Raw genomic sequence first — 25,290 nt, 5'->3', positions numbered from 1 at the left:
CGAACGTCCCGAGACATCCTATGAATTGGGTCATAACGTCGTCGTAGACCCGATACCTGGAGCTCTGGATGCCTCTGACCGCCGCCTCCCTCCGCCGCGACAGCGCGCTGCCGCGCGCCTGGGAGGGGTTCGTCCCCGGACCCTGGGCGGACCGCATCGACGTCCGGGACTTCGTCCAGCGCAACTACACGCCCTACACGGGCGACGGTGAGTTCCTCGCCGGTCCGACGCCGCGCACCCTGGCGGTCTGGGACGAGCTGACCCCCATGTTCGCCGTCGAGCGCGAGAAGGGCGTCTACGACGTCGACGCCGCCACGCCGTCCACCATCACGTCGCACCGGCCCGGCTGGATCGACAAGGAGCGCGAGCTGATCGTCGGCCTGCAGACCGACGCGCCGCTCAAGCGCGCGATCATGCCGAACGGCGGCTGGCGGATGGTGGAGCAGGCGCTGGCCACCTACGGCTACGCCGCGCCGCGCGAGATCGTCGACGTGTTCACCAGGTACCGCAAGACCCACAACGACGGCGTGTTCGACGTCTACCCGCCCGCAGTGCGGGCGGCGCGCTCCAGCCACCTGATCACCGGCCTGCCCGACGGCTACGGCCGCGGCCGGATCATCGGCGACTACCGGCGCGTCGCGCTGTACGGCGTGGACGCCCTCATCGAGGGCAAGCGGCTGGAGAAGGCCTCGCTCGACATGGAGCGCTCGACGGAGGACGTGATCCGCGACCGCGAGGAGCTCGCGGAGCAGATCCGGGCGCTCGGCGAGCTGGTGCAGATGGCGTCGTCGTACGGCCTCGACATCAGCCGGCCTGCGCGCACCGCGCACGAGGCGGTGCAGTGGCTGTACCTCGCGTACCTCGGCGCGGTGAAGGAGCAGAACGGCGCGGCGATGTCGTTGGGCCGCACCTCGACGTTCCTCGACGTGTACCTGCAGCGCGACCTCGCGGCGGGCGTGCTGACGGAGGAGCAGGCGCAGGAGCTGGTCGACGACTTCGTCATCAAGCTCCGCGTCGTGCGGTTCCTGCGGACCCCGGAGTACGACGCGCTGTTCTCCGGGGACCCGACGTGGGTGACCGAGACGATCGGCGGCATGGGTGAGGACGGGCGCACGCTGGTGACCCGGACGTCGTTCCGGTACCTGCAGACGCTGCGCAACCTCGGCCCGGCGCCGGAGCCGAACCTGACCGTGCTGTGGAGCGAGCGGCTGCCCGAGGGCTTCAAGCGGTTCTGCGCCGAGCTGTCGATCGACAGCTCGGCGATCCAGTACGAGTCGGACGAGCTGATCCGCTCCTCGTGGGGCGACGACGCAGCGATCTCCTGCTGCGTGTCCCCGATGCGGGTCGGCAAGCAGATGCAGTTCTTCGGTGCGCGGGTCAACCTCGCCAAGGCTCTGCTGTACGCGATCAACGGCGGCCGGGACGAGATGACGGGCCGGCAGGTCGGTCCCGTGACGGCGTCCGTCGAGGGTGAGGTGCTCGACTACGACGACGTGGTCGCCAAGTTCGACCGGATGCTCGACTGGGTGGCCCAGACCTACGTCGACGCCCTGAACTGCGTGCACTACATGCACGACAAGTACGCGTACGAGCGCCTGGAGATGGCGCTGCACGACCGCACGGTGCTGCGCACCCTCGCGTGCGGCATCGCCGGCCTGTCCGTCGTCGCCGACTCGTTGTCCGCCATCAAGCACACGACGGTGCGCGCGCTGCGCACCACCGACGGGCTGGTCACCGAGTACGCGATCGAGGGGGAGTACCCGACCTTCGGCAACGACGACGACCGCGTCGACGACATCGCCGCCTGGGTGGTGCGCACCTTCATGGCCAAGCTCCGGCAGCAGCCGACGTACCGCAACGCGCTGCACACGCAGTCGGTGCTGACCATCACGTCGAACGTCGTCTACGGCAAGGCGACCGGGTCCACCCCGGACGGTCGCCGGTACGGCGAGCCGTTCGCGCCCGGTGCCAACCCGATGAACGGCCGGGACACGCACGGCATGCTCGCCTCGGCGCTGTCCGTCGCCAAGCTGCCGTACTCCGAGGCGCAGGACGGCATCTCGCTGACCAGCTCGGTGCTCCCGTCCGGTCTGGGCCGGACCCGTGCCGAGCAGGTGGCCAACCTGGTCGGCCTGCTGGATGCCTACACGCTGTCCACGGGCTACCACATGAACGTCAACGTGCTCGACCGGACCACGCTGCTCGACGCGATGGAGCACCCGGAGAGCTACCCCCAGCTGACCGTCCGGGTCTCGGGGTACGCCGTGAACTTCGTCCGACTGACGCGCGAGCAGCAGCTCGACGTGCTGTCCCGCACCTTCCACGGTGCCGTATGAGCGGCGAGGTCGGCACCAACACCGGCGGCACCGGCACGCTGGTGGCCGAACCGGCGGGTGCGCCGGTCGTCGAGCTGGGGCTGCCGCTGGTCGGCGGGTCGAACGTGCGGGCGCAGGGCGCCGGGACGTCCGGCCTCGAGACGGAGGAGCACGAGCGTTCCGAGCGGCTGGCGCAGGTGCGTACGGGCGAGCTCGGCTCCGTGCACTCGTGGGAGCTCGTGACCGCGGTCGACGGACCGGGCACCCGGATGACCGTCTTCCTGTCGGGCTGCCCGCTGCAGTGCCTGTACTGCCACAACCCCGACACGTGGGAGATGCGCCGCGGCACGAGCGTGACTGCCGACGAGCTGCTCCGCCGCATCGGTCGGTACCGGCGCGTGTTCGCTGCCACGGGCGGCGGCCTGACCATCTCCGGCGGTGAGCCGCTGATGCAGCCCGCGTTCGTGAAGCGGTTGCTGCGCGGCGCGAAGGCGATGGGCATCCACACCACCATCGACACGTCCGGCTACCTGGGTCGCGCCTGCACCGACGAGATGATCGACGACCTCGACCTGGTGCTGCTGGACATCAAGTCCGGCGACGAGGAGACGTACAAGCGCGTCACCGGCCGCGAGCTGGCGCCGACCCTGGAGTTCGGCCGACGGCTGGCCGAGCACGGCACCCCGATGTGGATCCGGTTCGTCCTGGTGCCGGGTCTGACGGACGCCGTCGAGAACGTCGAGAAGGTCGCCGACCACGTGCAGGCGCTCTCCACCGTCGAGCGCGTCGAGGTGCTGCCCTTCCACCAGATGGGCCGCGACAAGTGGGCCGAGCTGGGCATGCGGTACGAGCTCGACGGTGTCCGGGCGCCGTCCGCCGAGCTCGTCGAGCGGGTTCGCGACCAGTTCCGCGCCCGCGGTCTCACGGTGATGTGAGCGGCGCCACAGCGCTGTGACGGAGGCCACAGGCCTCTGGCCTGGGCCCCAACTCATCCCAGGACCTATGACCCGAGTCGTCCCATGACTTCGCTCCTAGGGTGGTCAACGACCCCCCAAGGAGGAAGGCGTCCCATGTCGACTACCGCGACTCCGGTCTCGACCGCAACACCCGCTGAGTGGACCGGCTTCGTGCCGGGGCCCTGGACCGACACGATCGACGTCCGGGACTTCATCCAGCGCAACTACACGCCGTACACCGGCGACGCATCGTTCCTGGCAGGTCCCACCGCGAAGACGCTGGGCATCTGGGACACGCTGGAGAAGAAGTTCCTCTCCGTGGAGCGCGCGAAGCGCGTCTACGACGTCGACACCCACACGCCGGCGGACATCGACGCGTTCCCCGCGGGCTACATCAGCGAGGACGACGACGTGGTCGTCGGCCTGCAGACCGACGTGCCGCTCAAGCGGGCGATGATGCCCAACGGCGGCTGGCGCATGGTCGAGACCGCGATCAAGGAGGCCGGCCTCGAGCCCGACCCCGAGATCAAGCGGATCTTCACCCAGTACCGCAAGACGCACAACGACGCGGTGTTCGACATCTACACCCCGCGCATCCGCGCCGCGCGCAGCTCGCACATCGTCACCGGCCTGCCGGACGCCTACGGCCGTGGCCGGATCATCGGCGACTACCGCCGCGTGGCGCTGTACGGGGTCGACGCGCTGATCGCCGCGAAGCTGAAGGACAAGGACTCGGTCGCCGACCAGCCGTTCTCCGAGAACTGGGCCCGGTACCGCGAGGAGCACTCCGAGCAGGTCAAGGCGCTGAAGAAGCTCAAGCGGCTCGGTGAGCAGTACGGGTTCGACCTGGGTCGCCCGGCGCAGACGTTCCAGGAGGCTGTCCAGTGGACGTACTTCGGGTACCTCGCCTCGGTGAAGAGCCAGGACGGTGCCGCCATGAGCATCGGCCGGCTCTCGCAGTTCTTCGACGTCTACTCCGAGCGTGACATCGCCGCCGGCACCCTGACGGAGGAGGGCGCGCAGGAGATCATCGACGCGCTGGTCCTCAAGCTCCGGATCGTGCGGTTCCTGCGGACCATCGACTACGACCAGATCTTCTCCGGCGACCCGTACTGGGCGACCTGGTCGGACGGCGGCTTCGGCGAGGACGGGCGTGCGCTGGTCACCAAGACCTCGTTCCGCCTGCTGCAGACGCTGCGCAACCTCGGCCCGGCTCCCGAGCCGAACATCACGATCTTCTGGGACCCGGCGCTGCCCGACGGCTACAAGGACTTCTGCGCCGCGATCTCGATCGAGACCTCGGCCATCCAGTACGAGTCCGACGAGCAGATCCGCTGCCACTGGGGTGACGACGCCGCGATCGCCTGCTGCGTGTCCCCGATGACCATCGGCAAGCAGATGCAGTTCTTCGGTGCCCGCGTCAACGCGGCCAAGTCGCTGCTCTACGCGATCAACGGCGGGCGGGACGAGATGTCCGGCAAGCTGATCGTGCCGGGCTACGAGGCCGTGCAGGGTGACGGTCCGCTGGACTTCGACGAGGTGTGGGCGAAGTACGACCAGATGCTCGACTGGGTCACCGCGACCTACGTCGAGGCGCTGAACATCATCCACTACAGCCACGACAAGTACGCCTACGAGTCGATCGAGATGGCGCTGCACGACGACGAGATCGTGCGCACCCTCGGCTGCGGCATCGCGGGTCTGTCGATCGTCGCGGACAGCCTCTCGGCCATCAAGTACGCGAAGGTCACGCCGGTGCGCGACGAGACCGGCCTGGTGGTCGACTACGTCACCGAGGGTGAGTTCCCGGTGTACGGCAACGACGACGACCGTGCCGACGAGCTGGCCCAGCTGGTGGTCAAGACCGTCATGGACAAGATCCGCAAGCTGCCGACGTACCGCGACGCGGTGCCGACGCAGTCGGTCCTGACGATCACCTCGAACGTGGTCTACGGCAAGGCGACCGGGTCGTTCCCGTCGGGCCACCAGAAGGGCACGCCGTTCGCACCGGGCGCCAACCCGGAGAACGGTATGGACACGCACGGGATGGTCGCGTCCATGCTCTCGGTGGGCAAGCTCGACTACAACGACGCGCTGGACGGCATCTCGCTGACCAACACGATCACCCCGTCCGGTCTCGGCCGTGACAAGGAGGAGCAGGTCGGCAACCTGGTCGGCATCCTCGACGCCGGCATGGGCGAGGGCCTCTACCACGCCAACATCAACGTGCTCTCCCGCGAGACCCTCGAGGACGCGATCGAGCACCCGGAGAAGTACCCGAACCTCACGGTGCGGGTGTCCGGCTACGCGGTGAACTTCGTCAAGCTCACCAAGGAGCAGCAGCTGGACGTGCTGTCCCGCACGTTCCACACGACCGCGTGAGGTCGTAGCGACGCACCGACGGGCCCGGCGCGGCGGATCACTCCCGCCGCACCGGGCCCGTCGTCGTCCCCGGCGTGCACCGTCCCGCGCCGAGGGGCGGGCGGGCCGGTGCAGCGGGCGTCCGGGTCAGTCCTGCGGCACGTCGGCCGTGCCCGGCGGTAGCAGCCGGTGTCCCAGGACTCGTTCGCTGTAACCGGTGCGGTCGAGCAGCGGTGTCAGGCCTCCCAGGTGCGACGGCCAGCCCGCGCCGAGGATCATGCACAGGTCCACCTGGTCGGCCGAGGGCACGACGTGCTCGTCCAGCAGGTGACCGACCTCGACGGTGAGTGCCGTCAGCACCGCGTCGAGCAGCCCGGGGCCGTCCAGCGGGGTGTCCCGGCGCGGGTGCTCGCGGGCGGCGTCGAAGACCGCCTGGATCGCCGGGTCGACGCGCCGCGGCAGACCCGGCGCGGGGCGCGGCAGCACCACGGCCGTGCCGTCCGCCACCAGCCGCTCGAGGCCGGGGGAGCGCGGGAAGCGCTCGCCGAGGTCGGCGCGCAGGGACGTCAGGACGTGCAGACCGACGGCCGGCCCGACGAGGTCGAACAGCTCGAACGGCGGCATCGGCAGGCCCAACCGGTCGAGCGCGTGGTCGGCGACCTCGACCGGTGTGCCGTCCTCGATCGCGCCGACCACCACGCCGAGCAGGAGCACCAGCAGGCGGTTGACGACGAACCCGGGGCGGTCGAGCACCGGGACGGCCGTCTTGCCGAGGCGTGCGACCACGTCGAGGCCGGTCGCGATCGCCGCGTCGTCGGTCTCCTGCGCCCGTACCACCTCGACGAGGGGCATCGCGGCGACGGGGTTGAAGAAGTGCAGGCCGACGACGCGTTCGGGATGGGCGAGCCCGGACGCCATCGCCGTGACCGAGAGCGCCGAGGTGTTGGTCGCCAGGACGGTGTCCGGGCCGACCACCTGCTCGAGCTCGGCGAACACCCGCTGCTTGACCGGCAGCAGCTCCGTGACGGCCTCGATGACCAGGTCGCACCCGGTGAGCGCGGACAGCTCCGTGCTGCCGGTGACGGAACCGACCACCCGGGCACCGGCGTCGGCGGACAGGCGTCCGGAGCCGACCATGCGCTCCACGGAAGAGCGGACCGCAGCCAGCCCGTGGGCCACCCGCTCCTCGTCCAGGTCCCGCATCACCACCGGCACCTTCAGGCGGCGCGCGAACAGCGTGGCGATCTGGGCGGCCATCAGCCCGGCGCCCACCACGCCGACCCGGGTGACCGGCCGGGCCAGCGCCGCGTCCGGCGCGTGCTGCGGATGCTTCGCTCCGCCGACCAGACCGAACGCGTAGACGCTCGCCCTCATCTCGTCGGTCATCACCAGGTCGGCGAGGGCGTCGTCCTCCGCGGCGAACGCCGCCGCGCGGTCCGCCTCGCGTGCTGCCGAGAGCAGCTCGAGGGCGCGGTACGGGGCCGGACGGGAGCCGGCGACGGTCGCGTCGAGCACCTCGCGGGCACGTGCGACGGCGTGGGTCCACGTGGCCTCGTCGTCCAGCGGGCGGCGTTCGACGCGAACCGTGCCGTCGAGCACGTCGGCCGCCCACCGCACCGACTGCTCGAGGAAGTCCGCGGCATCCAGCACGACGTCCACCAGGCCGATGCGGGCCGCCTCCGCGGCGCCGTAGGGCCTGTTCGCCGCCGGGCGGGTCAGCACCACCTCGAGCGCCCGCTCGATGCCGACGAGGCGCGGCACCAGGTACGCGCCGCCCCAACCCGGCACCAGCCCGAGCCCGGTCTCCGGCAGCCCGAGCGCCCGCACGTCCGCCGACACCGTGCGGTAGGCGCAGCTCAGGGCCAGCTCGAGGCCGCCGCCCAGCGCGACGCCGTTGACGAAGGCGAAGGTCGGCACGCCCATCGAGTGCAGCAGCTCGTACGCCGCGTGGCCGTTGCGACCCAGGGCCAGCGCCTGCTCCCGGGTCCGGACGGCCGTCACCTGGGTGAGGTCGGCGCCGGCCGCGAAGACCCACGGCTTGCCCGTCACCGCGACGGCGGCGAGCTCGCCGCGCCGCACGCGGGCCTGCAGCGTCTGGAGCGCCTCGGTCAGCTCCGCCACCCCGGCGGGACCGAGCGTGGTCGGCTTGGAGTGGTCCAGCCCGTTGTCGACCGTGACCAGGGCGAGCGCGCCCAGGCGGCGGGGCAGGGTCACGTCCCGCACGCGGGCGTGCGCGACCCGTTCGGGGCGAGGTGCGGTGCTCATCGTGCGCTCCCGGTGTAGCTCGGGTTCTCCCAGATCACGGCGCCGCCCTGGCCGAGGCCGACGCACATCGCCGTGAGGCCGTACCGGACGTCGGGCCGCTCGGCGAACTGGCGTGCGAGCTGGATCATCAGCCGCACGCCGGAGGACGCCAGCGGGTGGCCGACGGCGATCGCACCGCCGTACGGGTTGACCCGCGGGTCGTCGTCGGCGATGCCGAACGCGTCGAGGAAGGACAGGACCTGGACCGCGAACGCCTCGTTCAGCTCGAACAGGCCGATGTCGCCGATGGTCAGCCCGGCGCGCTGCAGAGCGCGCTCCGTGGCGGGCACCGGACCGAGACCCATCACCTCCGGGTCCACCCCCGCGTAGCCGAAGCCGACCATCCGCATCTGCACGGGCAGACCGAGCTCGGTGGCGACGTCCTCGGCGACCAGCAGGCACGAGGCAGCGCCGTCGGTCAGGGGAGCGGACGTCGCTGCGGTCACGCGGCCGCCGGGCCGGAAGGGGGTCGGCAGGTCGGCGATCCCCTCCAGCGTGGTACCGGGGCGGGGTGGCTCGTCGGCGGTCGCCAGGCCCCAGCCGCGCTCGCGGTCGTACACGGCCACGGGGACCAGGTCCGGCTCGATCTGCCCGGCGGCGAGCGCAGCGGCGTACCGCGCCTGGCTCGCCACGCCGTAGGCGTCGGCGCGTGCGCGGGTCAGCGCGGGGAACCGGTCGTGCAGGTTCTCGGCCGTCGCTCCCATGCTGAGCGCCTCGCCGTCGACCAGACGCTCGACGACGAAGCGCGGGTTCGGCTCGGCCCCGGAGCCCATGGGGTGGTGGCCCATGTGCTCCACGCCACCGGCCAGCGCGACGTCCTGCGCGCCGACCGCGATGGCCGACGCGGTCGCCGTCACCGCGGTCATGGCGCCGGCGCACATCCGGTCCACGGCGAACCCGGGCACCGTGCGGGGCAGGCCGGCCAGCAGGCTGACGGTCCGGCCGAGGGTGAGCCCCTGGTCACCGCTCTGCGTCGCGGCAGCGATCGCCACGTCGTCGATCCGGTCCAGCGGGAGCTGCGGGTGCCGGCGCACCAGCTCCCGCACGGTGCGGACGGCGAGGTCGTCGGCACGGGTGCCGGCGTAGAGGCCGTCCGGCCGGGCGCGGCCGAACGGTGTGCGCACACCGTCGACGAAGGCGACCGAACGAACGGTGCGGGCGGGCGAGGTCGGCATCGGGCCTCCTGGGACGGCAGTGTCCGGGTGTCTCAGCAGCTAGGACCTATGTCCCAGATGCAGAAGGCTACCGAAGAGTAACACCGCGTCGGTCAGCCGGCCGTGACACCGATCGTCGGCGTCAGCAGCGGAGCCATCAGGTCCACCTGCCACGGGCGTGCACCACCGGCGACCAGCGCAGCGCGCACCGCCTCCAGGTCCGCGGGCACGGGCGGTGACCAGCACAGGCGCCGCAGCAGGTCCGGCTGCAGCAGGTTCTCCGCCGGCACGTTCCAGGCCTGCGAGGTCGTGGCGACCACCGCGCGCGCGGCCGCCAGCCTCGCGGCGGCGTCGGGGTCGCGGTCGGCCCAGGCGCGTGGGGGCGGCGGTGCGTCCGACCGCGGCCCGCGCACGCTCGGCAGCTCCCGCTCGGGCAGCGCCAGCGCTCGGTCGATCGCCGACTGCCAGAGGGTCGCACGGCGCCGGGTGCCCTTACCGGCGAACTGCGGGAGCGCGACGAGCTGGGGGACGGTCCGCGGCAGCGCCTGGGCGGCCGCGACGATCGCGTGGTCGGGCAGCACCCGTCCCGGCGAGATGTCGCGCTGCCGGGCGTTCGCGTCCCGGGTCTCCCACAGCTCACGCACCACGGCGAGCCGGCGTGCGTCGCGCACGGCGTGCAGGCCGGACACGCGGCGCCAGGGCTCGACCCGGGGTGCCGGTGGCGCGGCCGTGCGCTCGGCCTCGAACTCCTGCGCGGCCCACTCCGCCTTGCCGGCCGCGGCCAGCCGCTCGGCGAGGATCTCCCGCACCGGCACCAGCAGCTCGACGTCGAGGGCGGCGTAGCGGAGCCACTCCAGCGGGAGCGGTCGGGTGGACCAGTCCACCGCCGAGTGCTCCTTCGCGAGGCCTAGGCCGAGCGTCTCTGCGACCACCGCGGCGAGACCGACCCGCTCCATGCCGAGCAGCCGCGCCGCCAGCTCGGTGTCGAACACCCGCGAGGCGCGCAGGCCCTGCTCGGCGAGCCCGGGGAGGTCCTGGGACGCCGCGTGCAGCACCCACTCGACGCCGACGAGCGCCTCGGACAACGCCGAGAGGTCCGGCAGCGCGACGGGGTCGATCAGCGCCGTACCGGCGCCTTCCCGTCGGAGCTGGACGAGGTAGGTGCGCTGCCCGTAGCGGTAGCCCGACGCGCGCTCGGCGTCGACGGCCACCGGGCCCGTCCCGTTGCCGAAGGCCTCGACGACCTCGGCCAACGCCTCGGGGGTGTCCACCACGGGGGGTATGCCGTCGGCGGGCTCGGTGAGGGGGACGACCTCGACGGCGGCCGGGCCCTCGTCGTCGGCAGCGGGACCGTCGACGACGTCCAGCTCGTCGCGCTCGTCCGTCACGAGGCCACCGTAGGCGAGTCCGGCCCCCGCTCCGCGCACCGGAGCCGCGTGCCGCTCCGGTGCGATGACCACCCGAGCACGTCTGAGCGACCTGCGGTCAGTCGAGGAGCCCGCCGCGCAGGGCGATCGCGACGAGCTGCGCGCGGTCCCCGGTGCCCAGCTTGCGGGAGATCCGGGCGAGGTGACTCTTCACGGTCAGCGCGGACAGCCCGAGCAGGTCGCCGACCTCCCGGTTGGAGCAGCCCTGCGCCACGTGCCGCAGCACGCCGATCTCGCGCACGGAGAGGTCGGGCGCGGCCCCTGGTACCGTCCGGCTCTCCTGCGGGCGCTCCGTCGCCACGACGGCACCGCGGGCTCCGCGGCTGAGCAGCGAGCTGACCTCCGCGGGCTCAGCCCGTCGCGCGAGGACGACGACCGTCCCGAGGTCGCGACCGCTCAGCGCCTCGAGGGCGCCGCCAGCGGCTCCGCCCAGCTCGTCCACCACGACGCAGGACGAGGCGCGCTTGGGTGCCGGGATGACCCCGGGCCGGGACCGGGGCACGGCCGGCAGCCGCGGGTCTCGGCGCAGCGGCTGGATGCTCACACCGGGGCATCGGCACCCGGCCGTGACGGCTTGAGCCCGTGCGCGCCTACGTCACCGACGCGGGCTCAACGACACCACGCCGTCGGGCAGCGGTTCGAGGCCGGCGGCCGTGCAGAGCAACCGGGTCCACGCCAGGAGGTGCGGGCGCAGGTCCTCGTCCGTCGCCGTCCAGGAGGCACGGATCTCCAGGTCGCTGCTCTCCTCACGCGGGCCGAGCGAGCCGAAGCTCTGCGACAGCACGCGCGTGACGGTGCCACCGGCGGCATGGGGAGGGACGCCTGCGTCCGCGAGGGAGTCCAGGAACCAGGACCACGCCACCTCCGCGAGCAGGGGGTCGGCGCCGAGCTCGTGGTCCAGCCCGGCGCGCACCAGCGTGACCAGCCGGAACTGGCCCTCCCAGGCCTCCTGACCCTCGGGGTCGTGCAGCACGACGAACCGGCCCGAGGCGAGCTCGTCGGCCGCGACGGACCGGCGGGCCGAGCGCACCTCCGCCGTCAGCGCGGCGGTGAACGGGGCGATCCGGGCGGGGCCGGGCACCTCGTCAAGAACCACCTCGGGGCGGACGGGAACCCCCCGTAGCGAGCGCAGCGCGCGGACGAACACCGCGGGCACGTCGTCCGGGGCAGCCACGTCGGCAGCGTACGCACCTGAGGTCCTGTCCAGCCCCCGGCACGCCGCGGGGCTGCTCAGGGGCCCGCACTAGGCTGACCGAGGCCCATCGCGACCTCAAGGAGCGCTCGTATGTCCGTCAGCAGCACCTCGACAGCGACCCCCACCGCGCAGATCGGTGTGACGGGTCTGGCCGTGATGGGCCGGAACCTCGCGCGGAACCTCGCCCGGCACGGCTACACCGTGGCGCTGCACAACCGGTCGCAGGCGCGCACCGACTCGCTGGTCGCCGAGCACGGGGACGAGGGGACCTTCGTGCCGTCGTCGTCGATGGAGGAGTTCGTCGGCAGCCTGGTCCGGCCGCGCACCGTGATCGTCATGGTCAAGGCGGGTGCGCCGACCGATGCGGTCATCGACGAGCTGGTGCCGCTGCTCGAGCCCGGCGACATCGTGGTGGACGCCGGCAACGCGCACTTCCCCGACACGGTGCGGCGCGAGGCGGCGCTGCGCGAGAAGGGGCTGCACTTCGTCGGCACCGGGGTCTCGGGCGGCGAGGAAGGGGCGCTGAACGGGCCGTCGATCATGCCCGGCGGCACCGCGGAGGCCTACGCCACCCTCGGCCCGATGCTCGAGGCGATCTCGGCGCACGTGGACGGCGAGCCGTGCTGCACCCACGTCGGCCCGGGCGGCGCCGGCCACTTCGTCAAGATGGTGCACAACGGCATCGAGTACGCCGACATGCAGCTGATCGCGGAGGCGTACGACCTGCTGCGGCAGGGTCTCGGCGCCTCGGCGGCGGCGATCGGCGACGTCTTCGCCACCTGGAACACCGGGGACCTCGAGTCGTACCTCATCGAGATCACGGCGGACGTGCTGCACCACGTGGACGCCGAGACGGGCGCGGCGTTCGTCGACGTCGTGGCCGACCGGGCGGAGCAGAAGGGCACGGGCCGCTGGACGGTGCAGAACGCCCTCGACCTCGGGGTGCCGATCACCGGGATCGCCGAGGCGACCTTCGCGCGGGCCCTCTCCGGCGGGGTGGCGCAGCGCGACGCCGCCCGTGGGGTGCTGCCGGCCGCGGTCGAGCCGTGGGCCGTCGACGACGCCGAGGCGTTCATCGACGACGTGCGCGCCGCGCTCTACGCCTCCAAGGTCGTCGCCTACTCGCAGGGGTTCGACCAGATCGCCGCCGCCTCGGCGCTGTACGGCTGGGACGTCGACCGGGGCGCGATGGCCCGCATCTGGCGTGGCGGCTGCATCATCCGCGCCCGCTTCCTCGGACGCATCACCGAGGCCTACGAGCGGGACGCCGACCTGCCGCTGCTGATCGCCGACCCGTACTTCGCCGGCGTGATCGGTGACGGCCTCGGCGCGTGGCGGCGCGTCGTGGCGGCCGCGGCGCTGCACGGCGTCCCGACGCCGGCGTTCGCGTCGTCGCTGGCGTACTACGACGGGGTGCGCGCCGAGCGCCTGCCGGCGGCGCTGATCCAGGCGCAGCGGGACTTCTTCGGTGCACACACCTACCAGCGGGTCGACAAGGACGGCTACTTCCACACCGGCTGGTCGGAGGACCGCTCGGAGCAGCCCGCCTGACGAGTGCGGCACCGGGCCGGCCGCATCGCCCCTGGGTGGCGCGGCCGGCCCGGTGGCGTGTCCGGGGAGCTCAGTGCCGTCGCAGGGTCCGGAGCACGCGCTTCGCCAGCGGGACCGCCTGCACCCACAGCCGGTACAGGGGGGAGAACGGCACGTCAACGGTGCCGACGAGCTGGTCCTCGTGCTTGGCGAACGAGCGCTTGAAGGTCGAGACGCCGTCGTTCAGCAGGCCGTTCACGTCGTAGCGCAGCAGGCCGGCGTCCTGTGCCAGCCGGACCGCGAACCACTTGACCGGGGCGTTCGCGCGCGCCTTGCGGCCGGCCTCGTTCACACCCCCGTAGAGCTCGAACGCGGTGGTGCCGGACATCACGTCCCAGACGAACGAGCAGGGCCGGCCCTCGTGGAACGCCGCGACCACCACCGAGGCGTCACCGAGCTCGCGGTGGATGGACAGGTAGTACTCCGGGCTGTGCAGCGCGAAGCCGGCGTGCTGCGCGGTCTCGCGGTACACCTCGAGCACCGCGCGGACGCCCGCCTCGTCGGTCACCCGGCGGATCTCCACCTCCCGGCCGCCGCTGCGCACGTCCGCACGGGTGGTGCGGCTCATCGCCGCCATGAGCTCGTCCGCGCTCCGGGTCAGGTCGAGGACGATCGTGCTCGGCAGCAGGATCGGCTGGTCGCCGGGGACGGCGCCGGTGAGGGGCAGCGAGGTGCCCTCGGGCCAGTCCGGCTCGAAGGACACGCCCACCCCGCCGACGTTGGCGCGGCACCACGAGACGACGGCCTGCGCCACAGCGGACCGCATCGCCTCGTCGCCGACGCCGTAGCCGACGGCCGCGGTGGGGTCGGTGGGCGCGACGGCCGGCCCGCGGGGCACGTAGGAGAGCGCCCGGAAGGGGAAGGGCAGCCGACGCACGAGCACCTGGGCGACGCCCACGGTGCGGTCGGCCGCGGTGACGTGCAGCCGGTGCGCACGCCACGGACCCGTGGCCTTGACCTCGCCCCAGCCCCACAGCTGCAGCGGGTGACCACCGAGCTCACGGACCAGCGCGTCCCACGCCGCCCGGTCGTGGACGGGCGTGACGACGAGCGGCGAAGGGGTGGGGGGCACGACGGGCATCCTATCGACGGGGCTCGGCGGGGCCTCTCGAGCGACGACGGCCGCACCGGCCGGCGACACGGCGGTCGATAGGCTGAGCGTCGCCCCGCTGGGCACGCACCCGCGCCACCCGGCCCTGCGGTGCCACACCCCCCGAGCCATCGGAGCGCCATGTCAGCGACCAACGACGCCGTGGTGGCGATGCTCGCCGCACGCACCGGTACGGACCCGGCCGACTGGTTCCTGGTGCACAAGGCGCGGTACGGCATGGAGGTCGTCTTCCGCGCCGTGGCCGACCTGCGCGGCGCCGGTGACGTGGTCACGCAGGTGTTCACCTGCTGCACCGCGGTCGACCCGGTGCTGGTCGCCGGGCTGCGTCCGGCGTACGCCGAGGTCTCGCCGGACTCGATCGCGATCGACCCCGAGCGACTGGTGCTCGGCGGTGGGACCCGTGCCGTCGTGCTGCAGAACACCTTCGGCATCGTGGACGACGCCGCGGCGGTCCGGCTGCGCGGGCTGGCGCACGACGTGGGCGCGCTGCTGGTCGAGGACAGCGCGCACTGCGTCGGGACGCTGGCGCGGGACGAGGGCGGCGAACCGGTGGCCGACGTGTCGATCCACTCCTTCGGTGCCGAGAAGATGCTGCCGACCCGATTCGGGGGAGCGGTCTGGGTCGACCCCCGGCTGGGCGACGGCGCGTTGCGGGACCGGCTGGTCCGCGACCTCCTCGCGCTGCCGGCGGCGGGGCGCCGGCAGGACGTCGCCGCCCGCCTGTACGTCAACGAGCTCCGGGTGCTGAACCGCCTGCCGAAGCGTGTCTCCGGACCGGTCCGCGACGCGCTGACGTCCGCCGGAGCGTTCGACCCGCCGGTCGCACCGGTCGAGCGCCGTGGCGGCCTGTCGGCACGGGCGAGCGGACCGTCGCCATGGGTCGAGGCGCAGATGCGCGCCGTGCTGCCGTCGCTGGAGGACGTCGAGGCGCGCCGCGCCGCGGCGGTGCGCGAGTACGTCCGCGCGCTGGCCGGCGTCGTGCAGGTCCCCGCCGGCATCGGCGACGGCCGCCCCCTGGTGCGGTTCCCGTTCTTCGCCTCCGACGCGGCTGCCGCCGAGCGCGTCTTCAGCGCCGTCTCCCAGGCCGGCTTCTACGCCGGCCGCTGGTACCGGCCCGCGCTGTTCCCCGGTGTCGAGGACCCCGCCGTCTACGGCTACACGCCCGGCAACGGCGCGCTGGCCACGACGGAGGACCTGATCGCTCGCGTGGTGAACCTGCCCACCGGGGTCGACGTCCCGGACGCCCGGCGCATCGCCGACGTGGTGCTCTCGGCTATCGGTTGAGGCGGTTGCGCGCGTAGCGGACGTTGTCCAGCGTGTGGCGCAGGTCGATCCGCAGCAGGTCGATCTGACGGGCCAGGCTCCGGTCGGGCGCGTACCGCAGCGTGTGGGTCACGCCCCGGCGGGCCGCCGCGCGCACCTGTCCGCGCAGGGACGCCGGGGCGTAGGCGAGCACCACCGGGTACGGGACGTTGATCCACAGCCGCTCGTCCGTGGTGATCACCTCGGGGAGATCCTGCTCGTACACCAGGTCGTCGACGAAGCAGCGGGTCAGGTTCCCGCCGGCAGCCATCGTGTAGTAGCTGGTGGCACCCTGCCGCAGGTTGATCTCCAGCACCTTGCTGGTACCGGTCCGGCGGTCGTGCATCAGGTCGAAGTTCGCCGAGCCGACGTACCCGACGCTGTCGAGCAGCCGGCGCAGCGACTCGGTCAGCTCGGCGTCGGCCATGCTGACGATCGCGTTGTTGTTGCCGACCATCGTCGGGTCGTACTCCGTCAGCACCACCTGGCCCAGGGACGCGAAGCGCATCACCCCGTGCCGGTCGGAGTACGTGTTGGCCACCCGCATCACGGACTCGTCGCCCGCGATGTACTCCTGGACCAGCAGGTCACCGACGTAACCGGCGGAGAAGATCCGGTCCACCAGCACCCGCAGCTCGGCCGCGTGCTGCACCAGGTACACCTTCTGCTTGCCCTCGAATCGCAGACGCGGGTAGGTGTCGGTGTCGGACGGCTTGAGGATCACCGGGTACGGGAAGGGAAGGTCCGCGCCGAGCGCGGTGTCGCCGGCCTCGTCCTGACGGACGACGACGGTCTCCGGGTGCGGCACGCCCAGCTCGGCGCACGTGCGGTAGAAGTCCGTCTTGTCCATCAGCCGGTCGGCGAGCGGCTTGTGCACCAGCGGGACGATGAAGTCGTCCTCGAGCTCGGCCCGGTGCTCGATGAGGATGTTCGTGTAGAACTCGATGTTCGCCAGCAGCAGCCGCTTGCGGCCGGGGAACTCGGCGGCCAGCTTCTTCAGCGTCGCGACGACGAACTCCGGCGAGCCGAACTCGCGGTACGCCCGCACGTCGATGATCGACGAGTGCGCCGTCTCGCGGAGCGCCGCACGGCCGAGGGCCAACGAGCGGATGCCGAACGCCTCGTGCAGCGACCGGGCCTGGTTGTAGGCGTTGACGCTGGTCCCCAGGATGATGGGGAGGAAGTCGTCGTTCCCGTACGTCGTCCCGGCTGCGTCCGTCATCCCGGCGGGTTCTCCGTTCCTGCACGCCCGGCCGCGGCGGTCCGGTGCGCGGTCATCCTATGGGCGGCCTCCCGGAGCCCGGGCGTCCCGGGAACGGCGCGGCCGCAGGCAGGCGGCTCGACGGCCGACCCGGTCGGCTCAGCCGAGCTCGCTGGTGCCTCGGTACAGGTGCAGCACGGGCAGCTTCAGCTCCTCGCGTGCGCGCGACGCCCAGTCGCGGTGGAACGTGTCCTCGAGCAGGTGCGGGTCGGTGACCACCGCGACCTCCCGCACGCCTCCCTCCGCCACGGCGGCCCGCAGCGCGGGGATCGGGTCGTCCTGGACCACCGTCCCGACCGCGCGCCGACCGGCGGCCTCGAACGCCGCCAGCGTGCCGGCCAGCTGCTCGGTCGCCGTCGCCCTGGCCTGCGGCTCCGTCGGCTCCTTGCCGACCGCGCGGTTCCACGCCTCGCGCAGCTCGCCGAGACTCAGGGAGTCCACGATCCACGGCAGGAGCGGCCGCTGCGTGTCGGCCGGCACCAGCACCCGGTACTGCAGCACCTCGTCGGTGTGCAGCGCGATCAGCTTGTCGACGTCCGCGGGGGACAGGGTGTCCTCGATGAGGACGACGATCGTGTCGGTCACGCGACGAGCCTAGGTGGTCCGGCGTGCAGAGGGTCCGTCGCCCGGCGCGGCGTGCCGCCGAGGCGGACGTAGGGTGGGCGACCGTGACCGACTCCACCGTCCGCGCGGGGAGCCTGGTCGGACGCAGCCCGGCACCGTCACCGCAGCGGCTGCTCGCGGAGCTGGTGCCACCACGGCACTTCGCGGCCGAGACGTTCGACACCTATCGGCCCGACCCGGCGCACCCCTCCCAGGCGGCGGCGCTCGACCGGCTGCGCCAGGCGGCCGCCGCGGTGGTCGGTTCGGACCATTCCGGCGGCTGGCTGCGCCGACGCAGGCGGGGGCGGCCACCGGCCCTCTACCTCGACGGCGGCTTCGGCGTGGGCAAGACGCACCTGCTCGCCGCCCTCGCCCATGCGGTGGGTCGCGAGGGCACGGCGTACGGCACCTTCGTCGAGTACACCAACCTGGTCGGCGCGCTGGGCTTCCGGGCCACCGTCGAGGCGCTCGCGGCGCACCGGTTGGTGTGCATCGACGAGTTCGAGCTGGACGACCCCGGTGACACCGTCCTGATGTCGCGGCTGCTGCGCGAGCTCGCGGACCGTGGGGTGGCACTGGCGGCGACCTCGAACACGCTGCCGGAGTCGCTCGGTGAGGGCCGGTTCGCCGCCGAGGACTTCCTGCGGGAGATCCAGGCGCTCGCCGAGCGGTTCGAGGTGCTGCGGATCGACGGTGAGGACTACCGGCACCGGCGGCCCGTCACCGACCGCACGGGGCTGCCCGACGAGGCGGTCCGTGCGGCACTCGCCGGCCGCGACGACGCGACGCTCGACGACTTCGGCGACCTGCTGGAGCACCTCGCCCACGTGCACCCCAGCCGGTACGGCGCCCTGCTGGACGGCGTCGCCCTCGTCGGCCTCACCGGTGTGCGGCCGGTGCTCCGGCAGGACGTCGCACTGCGGCTCGTCGTCCTGGTGGACCGGCTCTACGACAGGGACGTGCCCGTGCTGCTCGGCGGCTCCGGTGAGCAGGGGCTGTTCTCGGCCGAGATGCTGCACGGCGGCTACCGCAAGAAGTACTACCGGGCCCTGTCGCGGCTCGGCGCACTGGCTGCGGACGGCGCCGCCATCGCCTGACCGACGCCACGGTGCGATCGTCGGCCTCCGATGCGCGCGGTGGTCCTGGGGCAGCCGACCCGCGTGGCTCAGGCGAGGACGACGACGCTCCGTGCCGGGACGCGCACGGGGAGGACCCGACCCTCGACGGTGCCGACCTGCGTGCCGGGCGCCCAGGCGGCGCGGACCGACACGGGCTCCTGCGGCGCCGCGACCGGCACGTCGAGGGCTCGTTCGGCCAGGTTGACCACCACACGGGCGGCAGCCCGGCCGACCACGAGCCACCTGTCGTACGCGCCGCGGGGGTCCGACGGCGGGAGGAACGCGAGGCTGGTCGCGGACCGGTCACCGCTGCGCAGGTCCGGGACGGCACGGCGCAGCGCGATCAGCTGGCGGTACCAGTCGAGCAGCCGGGCGTGGTCGGGCCGGCCCGGCTCCGACCAGTCGAGCTTGCTGACCAGGAACGTCCGGGGGTCCTGGGGGTCGGGCACGTCGACCGGGCCGCCGTACACGTCCGCGTCCCCATGGCCGGCGAACTCCGCCCGCCGACCGTCGCGAACCGCGGCTCCCAGCTCGGCGTCGGCGTAGTCCGTGAAGTACTGGAACGGGGTGCTCGCGCCCCACTCCTCGCCCATGAAGAGCATCGGGCTGAAGGGCGACAGCAGGATGAGCGCGGCCTCCGCGGCCAGACCACCGCCGTCCAGGCGCGCCGACGGGCGGTCGCCCAGGGCGCGGTTGCCCACCTGGTCGTGCGTGCTGGCCGCGACGACGAAGCGGCGGCCGTCCACGTCGTCCGGCACCGGACGGCCCCAGCGTCGCTGCCGGAACGTCGACCACCCGCCCGTGTGCCGGAACGCCCCGGTGAGCACCGACTCGAGCTCGGCCGGCGTGCCGAAGTCGACGTAGTAGCCCTGCCGCTCGCCGGTGACCAGGGCGTGGACGGCGTGGTGCACGTCGTCGTCCCACTGCCCGGTGAGCCCCCAACCGCCGGAGGCGACGGGCTCGACCGTGACCACGTCGTCCAGGTCCGACTCCGCGACCAGCGACAGGGGTCGGCCCAGGCGGTCCGCCAGGCGTCCCACCTCGGTGGACAGCTGGGCCAGGACGTGCACCGGCGAGCCGTCCTGCAGGGCGTGGACGGCGTCGAGCCGGAGGGCGTCGACGTGGAAGTCCGTGAACCACCGGAGGGCGTTGTCGCAGATCCAGCGGCGGACGTGCGGCGATCCCGGACCGTCGAGGTTGATCGCGTCGCCCCACGGGGTGCTGTGCCGGTCCGTGAAGTACGGGGCGAACTGCGACAGGTAGTTCCCGGAGGGACCGAGGTGGTTGTGGACGACGTCCAGGCACACGCCCACCCCGGCGCCATGGGCGGCGTCGACGAACGCCTGCAGCGCTGCGGGACCGCCGTAGGCCTCGTGCACCGCGTACGGGGCGACGCCGTCGTACCCCCAGCCGTGCTGACCGTCGAACGCCGCGAGAGGCATGAGCTCGATCAGGTCGACGCCCAGGTCCACCAGGTGCTCGAGGCGGGAGGCCGCCGCCGCCAGCGTGCCCTCCGGGGTGAACGTCCCCACGTGCAGCTCGTACGTGACGGCTCCACGTGCGTCGACGCCGGACCAGCCCGTGTCGTGCCACGGGTGGCGGTCGGCGTCGAACACCCGCGACAGCCCGTGCACCCCGTACGGCTGCCACGCCGAGCGGGGATCCGGCCGGGCGGGACCACCGTCGAGCCGGTAGCCGTAGTCCGTCCCGTCCGGCAGGTCGACCTCGCCCGTCCACCACCCGTCCGCCGAGCGGTGCAACGGGCCGATCTGCCCACCGTCGGCGCCGACCAGCTCGACGACGGTCGGGTTCGGCGCCCAGACGTGCGGGATCACACGGCCCCCGCGACGAGAAGCGCCACCGGCAGCCGGTCCAGGAGCGGGCCGACGGGCTGCACGCCGCCCGGCACCTCGCGGTCCGTCAGCACGTCGTGCCACGTCCCCTCCGGCAGGGCCACCGTGTGGTCGGCCCACCCGTCCAGCCGCTCGACCGCGGCGCCGAGCCGCGTGGCGACCACGACCACCCGGGCCTCGCCAGCGACCGTGCGCGCGTACGTCAGGCTGTGGCCGGACGAGTGCGCGAGCGGCACGAAGCCCGCCTCCGGGCCGGTGAAGGCCTCGGTGACGTCGCGCCGGACCCGCAGCGCACGGGACGTCACCAGGAGCTTCTCGTCCGTCAGCGTGCGGGGGACCGCGCCGTTGTCGAGCCGGTCGAGCCGCGCGGCCAGGTCCTCGGTGTCCACCGGCCGCCGGTTGTCCGGGTCGACGAGCGTCACCGCCGGCACCTCCGTGCCCTGGTACACGTCGGCGACGCCCGGCAGCGTCAGCTGCACCAGCTTGGTCCCGAGCGTCGCCGCCCGAACCGCCGGACGGGTGCGCAGCTCCCACCCGGTGAACAGCTCGACGACGGTGGGGTCCTCGAGGGCGTGGCGCGCGAGCGACACGACGGCCTGCTCGTACGCCTCGTCGGGACTCGCCCACGAGGTGTGCGACTTCGCCTCGCGCACCGCCTTGACCAGGTACTCCACCAATCGGTCCGCCTCGATCGGCCCCGGGGCGGTCCAGGTGCCGGCGAGCGTCTGCCACAGGAGGTTCTCCGCGCGGCCGTCGACCAGGGCGCTGCGGAACGGTGCGCTCGAGCGGTGCAGCGCGTCGACGAGCGCGGACCACTCGTGCGGCAGCTCGGACAGCACGCCGAGCCGGGCCCGGGTGTCCTCGCCGCGCTTGGTGTCGTGCGTGGACAGCGTCGTCATCGCCAGCGGCGCCACCACCTGGGCCCGTGCCGCCCACGCCGCCAGGTCGGTGGGGGTCAGGGCGAAGCGCTCGGGTTCGCCGCCGACCTCGCAGAGCGCCGTCAGCTGCGTCCAGCGGTAGTACGCCGTGTCCTCGACGCCCTTCGCCTGGACCGCCCCGCACGTCTGCTGGAACCGCACCACCAGCTCGTCGCGCCGCGGGTCGCGGGTGCGTCCGGCGCTGCCCGCCTCGCGGCCGAGCAGCAGGTCGACGACCACGTCCATCGTCTCGGCGCGCTCCTCGCTCAGCCTGCGGCGCGCCCGTGCCGCCGCGGACTGCAGCGCCTCGACGGCCTCCGGGTGCGGTGCCGTCCCGGGGACCACGTACGCGCGGTACCGGTCCAGCTCGACAAGGAGCCCGACGAGGCACTCGTGCAGCGCGCGCCAGGTGTGGTCGCGCAGCCGGACGTCGTCGTGGCAGATGCCGGCCGCCAGCTCGGTGAGCCGGTGCACCTCCGCGTACAACGTGCCCTCGACCACCTCGGACTTCGCCCGCGCGACGATCCCCGGGAACGCGTCCGACGTGTCGCCGGCGAGCCGGTGCATCACGGATCCCAGCAGCGCGGCACCGCCCGGGTCGGAGAAGGTCTGCTGCACGCGCCACAGCGCGTCGTAGCCGGTGGTGCCGGCCGTCCACCAGTCGCCGGGCACCTGCTCGTCGCCCGCCAGGATCTTCTCGACCACCACCCAGGCGCCGTCGGTCGCCTCGCGCAGCCGTTCCAGGTACCCGGCCGGGTCCGCCAGACCGTCGGGGTGGTCGATCCGCAGCCCGTCGATCGTGCCCTCTCGCAGCAGCCGCAGCACGAGCGCGTGCGTCGCGTCGAAGACGGCCGGGTCCTCGACCCGGACGGCGACCAGCGTGTCGACGTCGAAGAAGCGTCGGTAGTTCAGCTCCTCGTCCGCGACCCGCCAGTAGGCCAGCCGGTAGTGCTGCCGCTCCAGCAGCTCGGCGAGCGGGAGCGACTCCGTGCCCGTCCGGACCGGGAACACGTGCTCGTGGTAGCGCAGCACCGCCCGAGCGCCGTCGCCCAGCACGTCCTCCTGCTCGAGCGTCAGCTCACCACGCGCCAGCACCGTCCCGATCCGGTCGCCCAGCACGGGGATCAGCAGCGCGCCCTCGCCGCCCGACCAGTCGACGTCGAACCAGGAGGCGTAGGGGCTGTCCGGCCCCTCGGCCAGCACCGACCACAGGGGCCGGTTGTGCCAGACCGGGGTGGGCACCGCCATGTGGTTCGGCACGATGTCGAGCACCAGGCCGAGCCCGGCGTCGTGGGCCGCCCCGGCGAGCCGGTGCAGGCCGTCGAGGCCTCCGAGCACGGGGGAGACCTCGTCGTGCGCCACCACGTCGTAGCCGTGGGTGGACCCGGGCGCCGCCCGCAGCACGGGGGACAGGTACAGATGGCTCACGCCCAGGCTGGCGTAGTACGGCACGTGCGCGGCGACGTCGTCGAACGTCAGGTCCGGTCCGAGCTGCAGGCGGTAGGTCGACACCGGCACCGGGTGGCCGGGTGAGACCAGCCGGCGGGCCGGTGTCGCACGCTCGCTCACGAGCCCTGCCGGTGGGTCGCGGACGCCCGCGGCCGCGTCACGCGCGAGGCCTCGCGGGACGCGGACTCGGCGGCCCCCGAGCCGGAGGCGACGGGGGAGGACGTCGTCGGCGGACGGGTGAGCAGCACCAGCGACCGCTGCTCCAGGGTCAGCCGTGCGCGCGGGCGCAGCACCTTGCCGGGTGGCACCTGCGAGTCCGTGTCCAGGACCGCCGTCCAACGCTCGCCGTAGTCGCGCTTCGGCAGCGTGAAGGTGGTCTTCTCGAAGTGCCCGTTGAACAGCATGAGGAAGCTGTCGTCGACGATCGACTCGCCGCGACGGTCGGGCTCGGCGATCGCCTCACCGTTGAGGAACACCATGACCGAGCGCGCCTGGTCGTTGTTCCAGGCCGAGTCCTCCATGTGCTGGCCCGCCGGCGTGAACCAGGCGATGTCCCGCAGGTCGGACTCACCGCCGTGGTCGGGGCGTCCGGCGAAGAACCGGCGCCGGCGGAACACCGGGTGGTCGCGGCGCACCTCGATCACGCGGCGGGCGAACTCGAGCAGCTCCTCCCGCTCCTCGTCGAGGTCCCAGTCGACCCACGCGAGCTCGTCGTCCTGGCAGTACACGTTGTTGTTGCCCTGCTGGGTGCGGCCCAGCTCGTCGCCGTGCGCGATCATCGGCACGCCCTCGGACAGCAGCAGCGTCGCGAGGAAGTTGCGCCGCTGCCGGTTCCGTAGCACCCGGATGCTCGGGTCGTCCGTCGGACCCTCCGCACCGCAGTTCCACGACCGGTTGAAGCTCTCGCCGTCCCGGTTGTCCTCGCCGTTGGCCTCGTTGTGCTTCTCGTTGTACGAGACCAGGTCCGTCAGCGTGAAGCCGTCGTGCGCCGTGACGAAGTTGATGCTCGCGAGCGGCCGGCGGCCGGTGTGCTCGTACAGGTCCGACGAGCCGGACAGCCGGCTCGCGAACTCGCCGAGGGTCGACGGCTCCCCGCGCCAGAAGTCCCGCACCGTGTCCCGGTACTTCCCGTTCCACTCGGTCCACAGCGGGGGGAAGCCGCCCACCTGGTAGCCCCCGTCACCGAGGTCCCAGGGCTCGGCGATCAGCTTGACCTGGGACACCACCGGGTCCTGCTGGACGATGTCGAAGAAGGCGGACAGTCGGTCCACCTCGTGGAACTGGCGGGCCAGGGTGGCGGCGAGGTCGAACCGGAAGCCGTCGACGTGCATCTCCTGCACCCAGTAGCGCAGCGAGTCCATGATCAGCTGCAGCACGTGCGGGGAGCGCATCAGCAGCGAGTTGCCCGTGCCGGTGGTGTCGAAGTAGTGCTCCTGGTCGTCGTCGACCAGCCGGTAGTAGTTGGCGTTGTCGATGCCGCGGAAGCTGAGCGTCGGCCCCAGGTGGTTGCCCTCGGCGGTGTGGTTGTAGACGACGTCCAGCAGCACCTCGATGTCGGCGTCGTGCAGGGCCTTGACCATCCCCTTGAACTCCTGCACCTGCTGCCCCGAGCGCGCGAAGGCGGAGTAGCCGTTGTGGGGCGCGAAGAACCCGATGGTGTTGTAGCCCCAGTAGTTGGACAGGCCGCGCTCGACGAGGGCCGGGTCCTGGACGAACTGGTGCACGGGCATCAGCTCCACCGCCGTCACGCCGAGCGACGACAGGTGCTCGATGACGGCCGGGTGGCCCAGTGCGGAGTACGTCCCGCGCAGCTCCTCCGGGACCGCCGGGTGGCGCTCGGTCAGCCCCTTGACGTGGGCCTCGTAGATCACCGACTCGTGGTACTCGTGCTGCGGCGGCCGGTCGTGGCCCCAGTCGAAGAACGGGTTCACCACGATGCCGGTCATGGTGTGCGGCGCCGAGTCGAGCACGTTGCGCTGGGAGGGGTCCGAGAAGCGGTACGAGTACAGCGACTCGTGCCCGTCGATCTGGCCGTCCACCGCCTTGGCGTAGGGGTCGAGCAGCAGCTTCGAGGGGTCGCAACGGTGCCCGTGCGCGGGGTCGTACGGGCCGTGCACCCGGTAGCCGTAGCGCTGGCCGGGCGCCACCGCGGGTACGTAGCCGTGCCAGACGAAGGCGTCCACCTCCGGCAGGTCCACCCGCCGCTCGGTGCCGTCGGGGTCGATGAGGCACAGCTCGACGCGCTCCGCCACCTCGGAGAACAGGGCGAAGTTGGTGCCGGCGCCGTCGTACGTCGCGCCGAGGGGATAAGGGTGTCCGGGCCAGATGACCATGAGGTCAGCGTGCCAGGCCGGACCGACAGCGGCCCGGTGGA

At 72.8% G+C, this 25,290-nt stretch carries 17 protein-coding genes; 6 read left to right on the top strand and 11 right to left on the bottom strand.

The annotated features are described in order from the left end of the window. Positions 1-68: 68 nt before the first annotated feature. The 3 genes from pflB (QMF98_RS09680) (at position 69) to pflB (QMF98_RS09670) (ending at position 5,653) form a co-directional block, all read left to right on the top strand. Entirely contained in the window at positions 69-2,336 is a 2,268-nt protein-coding gene (pflB, locus tag QMF98_RS09680; RefSeq protein ID WP_337972872.1) for a formate C-acetyltransferase, read from the top strand. Further along, positions 2,333-3,250 (top strand): pyruvate formate-lyase-activating protein, encoded by a 918-nt coding sequence (gene pflA, locus QMF98_RS09675; RefSeq protein ID WP_337972871.1) that lies wholly within the window; start codon positions 2,333-2,335, stop codon positions 3,248-3,250. Before pflB (QMF98_RS09680) ends, pflA begins: the two co-directional genes overlap by 4 nt. A 135-nt stretch (positions 3,251-3,385) precedes the next feature. Then, complete coding sequence (gene pflB / locus QMF98_RS09670; RefSeq protein WP_337972870.1) at positions 3,386-5,653, top strand: formate C-acetyltransferase; 2,268 nt, start codon at positions 3,386-3,388, stop codon at positions 5,651-5,653. Positions 5,654-5,779: 126 nt separating this feature from the next. On the opposite strand, the gene QMF98_RS09665 is transcribed toward pflB (QMF98_RS09670), so the two are convergent. The 5 genes from QMF98_RS09665 to QMF98_RS09645 form a co-directional block, all read right to left on the bottom strand. Further along, positions 5,780-7,897, bottom strand: coding sequence for a 3-hydroxyacyl-CoA dehydrogenase NAD-binding domain-containing protein (locus QMF98_RS09665; RefSeq protein WP_337972869.1), 2,118 nt, complete (start codon positions 7,895-7,897; stop codon positions 5,780-5,782). Next, complete coding sequence (locus QMF98_RS09660; RefSeq protein WP_337972868.1) at positions 7,894-9,111, bottom strand: thiolase family protein; 1,218 nt, start codon at positions 9,109-9,111, stop codon at positions 7,894-7,896. Before QMF98_RS09660 ends, QMF98_RS09665 begins: the two co-directional genes overlap by 4 nt. A gap of 92 nt (positions 9,112-9,203) precedes the next feature. After that, on the bottom strand, positions 9,204-10,457 hold the full coding sequence (locus QMF98_RS09655) for an HRDC domain-containing protein (protein WP_337975595.1): 1,254 nt from the start codon (positions 10,455-10,457) through the stop codon (positions 9,204-9,206). A gap of 118 nt (positions 10,458-10,575) precedes the next feature. Further along, a complete protein-coding gene (locus tag QMF98_RS17030) occupies positions 10,576-11,061 on the bottom strand; it encodes a helix-turn-helix transcriptional regulator (protein ID WP_337972867.1) in 486 nt (161 codons plus the stop codon). Between the two features lie 51 nt (positions 11,062-11,112). Continuing rightward, the gene (locus tag QMF98_RS09645; protein WP_337972866.1) at positions 11,113-11,691 is read right to left on the bottom strand and encodes a DUF3000 domain-containing protein; all 579 of its coding nucleotides are present in this window, start codon (positions 11,689-11,691) and stop codon (positions 11,113-11,115) included. Positions 11,692-11,802: 111 nt separating this feature from the next. Between QMF98_RS09645 and gnd the strand changes: the two genes are divergently transcribed. After that, positions 11,803-13,263, top strand: a complete 1,461-nt coding sequence (gene gnd / locus QMF98_RS09640; RefSeq protein ID WP_337972865.1) for an NADP-dependent phosphogluconate dehydrogenase — start codon at positions 11,803-11,805, stop codon at positions 13,261-13,263. Positions 13,264-13,333: 70 nt separating this feature from the next. On the opposite strand, the gene QMF98_RS09635 is transcribed toward gnd, so the two are convergent. Beyond that, complete coding sequence (locus QMF98_RS09635; RefSeq protein WP_337972864.1) at positions 13,334-14,374, bottom strand: lipid II:glycine glycyltransferase FemX; 1,041 nt, start codon at positions 14,372-14,374, stop codon at positions 13,334-13,336. Between the two features lie 159 nt (positions 14,375-14,533). On the opposite strand from QMF98_RS09635, the gene QMF98_RS09630 reads away from it, so the two are divergent. Beyond that, positions 14,534-15,697, top strand: a complete 1,164-nt coding sequence (locus tag QMF98_RS09630) for a DegT/DnrJ/EryC1/StrS family aminotransferase (RefSeq protein ID WP_337972863.1) — start codon at positions 14,534-14,536, stop codon at positions 15,695-15,697. On the opposite strand, the gene QMF98_RS09625 is transcribed toward QMF98_RS09630, so the two are convergent. Next, on the bottom strand, positions 15,687-16,937 hold the full coding sequence (locus QMF98_RS09625; RefSeq protein ID WP_337972862.1) for a carboxylate--amine ligase: 1,251 nt from the start codon (positions 16,935-16,937) through the stop codon (positions 15,687-15,689). The genes QMF98_RS09630 and QMF98_RS09625 overlap by 11 nt on opposite strands. Before the next feature lie 138 nt (positions 16,938-17,075). Next, on the bottom strand, positions 17,076-17,561 hold the full coding sequence (locus QMF98_RS09620; RefSeq protein ID WP_337972861.1) for a hypothetical protein: 486 nt from the start codon (positions 17,559-17,561) through the stop codon (positions 17,076-17,078). 83 nt (positions 17,562-17,644) lie between these two features. Between QMF98_RS09620 and zapE the strand changes: the two genes are divergently transcribed. Beyond that, positions 17,645-18,676: a cell division protein ZapE gene (gene zapE / locus QMF98_RS09615; RefSeq protein ID WP_337972860.1), complete on the top strand. Its 1,032-nt coding sequence runs from the start codon at positions 17,645-17,647 to the stop codon at positions 18,674-18,676. Between the two features lie 68 nt (positions 18,677-18,744). Here the strand turns inward: zapE and treZ are convergent, their stop codons facing one another. The 3 genes from treZ to glgX are packed head-to-tail and all read right to left on the bottom strand — an operon-like array spanning position 18,745 to position 25,249. Further along, positions 18,745-20,532, bottom strand: coding sequence for a malto-oligosyltrehalose trehalohydrolase (treZ, locus tag QMF98_RS09610; RefSeq protein ID WP_337972859.1), 1,788 nt, complete (start codon positions 20,530-20,532; stop codon positions 18,745-18,747). Then, positions 20,529-23,036, bottom strand: a complete 2,508-nt coding sequence (gene treY, locus QMF98_RS09605; protein WP_337972858.1) for a malto-oligosyltrehalose synthase — start codon at positions 23,034-23,036, stop codon at positions 20,529-20,531. Before treY ends, treZ begins: the two co-directional genes overlap by 4 nt. Continuing rightward, on the bottom strand, positions 23,033-25,249 hold the full coding sequence (gene glgX, locus QMF98_RS09600; RefSeq protein WP_337972857.1) for a glycogen debranching protein GlgX: 2,217 nt from the start codon (positions 25,247-25,249) through the stop codon (positions 23,033-23,035). The genes treY and glgX overlap by 4 nt, the downstream gene beginning before the upstream one ends. Positions 25,250-25,290 lie beyond the last annotated feature (41 nt).

Origin of the sequence: Cellulomonas sp. NTE-D12, from assembly GCF_027923705.1 — a bacterium.
Taxonomy (GTDB): domain Bacteria; phylum Actinomycetota; class Actinomycetes; order Actinomycetales; family Cellulomonadaceae; genus Cellulomonas.
Note: the sequence above shows the minus strand (reverse complement) of the source record. Positions and strands in the feature narration are given on the sequence as shown.